This is a genomic window from Allobosea sp. TAF32 (genome assembly GCF_052113585.1).
Lineage (GTDB): Bacteria > Pseudomonadota > Alphaproteobacteria > Rhizobiales > Beijerinckiaceae > Allobosea.
Genome location: NZ_JBFRDM010000030.1, coordinates 1 through 1,923 on the forward strand (window position 1 = coordinate 1; position 1,923 = coordinate 1,923).

The 1,923-nt window shown below is 62.8% G+C and carries 2 protein-coding genes and 1 pseudogene; 2 read left to right on the top strand and 1 reads right to left on the bottom strand.

What is annotated here, in order from left to right:
- The coding region (locus AB4Z16_RS27975; protein ID WP_441514570.1) for a DUF3606 domain-containing protein at positions 1-322 on the top strand (322 nt) is incomplete at its 5' end.
- A gap of 36 nt (positions 323-358) precedes the next feature.
- Positions 359-499: pseudogene (locus AB4Z16_RS27980) on the top strand (diguanylate cyclase); the annotation flags it as partial.
- Positions 500-530: 31 nt separating this feature from the next.
- Here AB4Z16_RS27980 and AB4Z16_RS27985 read toward each other — a convergent pair.
- Positions 531-1,711 (bottom strand): IS3 family transposase gene (locus AB4Z16_RS27985; RefSeq protein WP_441514571.1). Its coding sequence is split into 2 segments (ribosomal slippage): positions 531-1,447 and positions 1,447-1,711, totalling 1,182 coding nucleotides; the frame shifts between segments, so codons are not numbered across the junction.
- Between the last annotated feature and the right edge of the window lie 212 nt (positions 1,712-1,923).

The window sequence follows — 1,923 nt, forward strand, 5'->3', positions numbered from 1 at the left end:
TCTGGCGTACCGGTGGATCGAGAAGCCGGGCATTGCAGCGGGCAGGATACTCGCCGCAGCAATCCAGAGAAGGCAATCGATGGGGCCGTCAGAAGCAGACGGGCTGGCAGGACGAACTGCGCAGCAGGGAGAGGCCGAGATGGCAGAGAACGATTATTCCCGCGGCCCGCAGGATCACTCAGTTATCAACCTCTCCAGGGACCACGAAGTGAGGTATTGGGCCGACAAATTTGGCGTGTCGCAGGCTGCACTTGAAGACGCGGTGCGGAAGGTCGGTTCTTCGGCTCCCGCCGTCGAACAGGAGCTTTGGAACGCCCGCTAGACAATGTCTGGTTGAGCGTTACCGCGCCGGGAATGGTCTCGGGCGCGGCGGGAATCCTCTCCGCTCTCGCTCTTGATGATCGACCTTGACCATTTGAAGCAGCTCAACGATGAGCATGACCACCAGGAAGGAGATCGGTGCCTTCGGGCGGTGGCGGAAATCATTGCCGCCCATTGATCCGCCCCCGCCGAGAGGTCCAAGTTTAATGTTAGTGGACGGTTGGCCTCGGCGCCAGCGCGGGCGGCGTAGCCGGTCTGGATAGCGCAGGCGCCCGCGCGGTCATTGCGGGGACGAAGACCTCCGGCGCGGGAGGCCTGTATCCGAGGGAGCCATGCGGGCGCACCGTGTTGAAGTGGCGCCGCCAGCTTTCGACGACGATTTTCGCCTCGGCGAGAGTATAGAAGATCTCGCCGTCGAGGAGCTCGTCGCGCAGCCTGGCATTGAACGACTCGATGAAGCCGTTCTCCCAGGGGCTGCCAGGCGCAATGTAGGCAGTCTTGGAGCCGACCGCGCCGATCCATTCCTGCACGGCCTTGGCGACGAACTCCGGCCCATTATCCGAGCGAATGTGCTCTGGCACACCGCGCAGGATGAACAGGTCCGAGAGCACGTCGATGACATCGATCGCCTTCAGCCTTCGGTCCATGCGGATGGCCAAGCATTCATGCGTAAACTCGTCGATGATGTTGAGCATACGGTATTTTCTCCCGTCATGGGTACGATCCTCGACGAAGTCGTAGGACCAGACGTGATTGGGCCGCTCGGCGCGCAGGCGGATGCAGGATCCGTCTCCCAGCCAGAGCCGGCTCCGTTTGGGTTGCCGGGTCGGAACCTTCAGCCCCTCGCGTCGCCAGATTCGCTCAACCCGCTTGTCGTTGACGACCCAGCCTGCCGTCGAACGCAACAACTCGGCGATCTTGCGATAGCCGTAGCGGCCGTATTGGCGGACCAGCTCGACGATATCGGCGATGAGCTTTTCCTCATCGTCGCGTCCGTGCGGAATCCGACGTTGTGTCGAGCGATGCTGCCCGAGCACACGACAGACCCGCCGCTCCGACACCTTCAGAGCGAGCAGGATATGGTCGATGCAGGCGCGGCGACGCGCGGGGCTCAGTAGTTTCCCGAAGCCGCCTCCTTCAGGATCAGCTTGTCGAGCGTCAGGTCCGCGACGGCGCGGCGGAGCCGGGCGTTCTCGGCCTCGAGTTCCTTCATCCGCTTCACCTGATCCGTCTTCAGCCCACCAAACTCACGCCGCCAGCGGTAGTAGCTGACTTCCGTCACGCCGATCGAGCGGATCGCATCGGCAACGGGCTGCCCCTGCGAGACCAGCACATCGACCTGGCGCAGCTTCGCGACGATCTCTTCAGGCTTGTGGCGCTTCTTCGGCATTGCAGTCCTCCTGTCTGCCAAAAGACATACTTCAGGGTGGACCAATTCAACGGGGGTGGATCAAAAAATCCCGGCGACGATCCCAGCGCCAACGCGACACGACATTATAGGCGGGCCTTTCAACGAAAAAAGGTCCGGCGCCGCGAGAGCGGGCCGGGAGCCGCCCAAGGAGGGCCGCCCCGTTACGAGGGCGAGGCTACGGCCGGGATTAG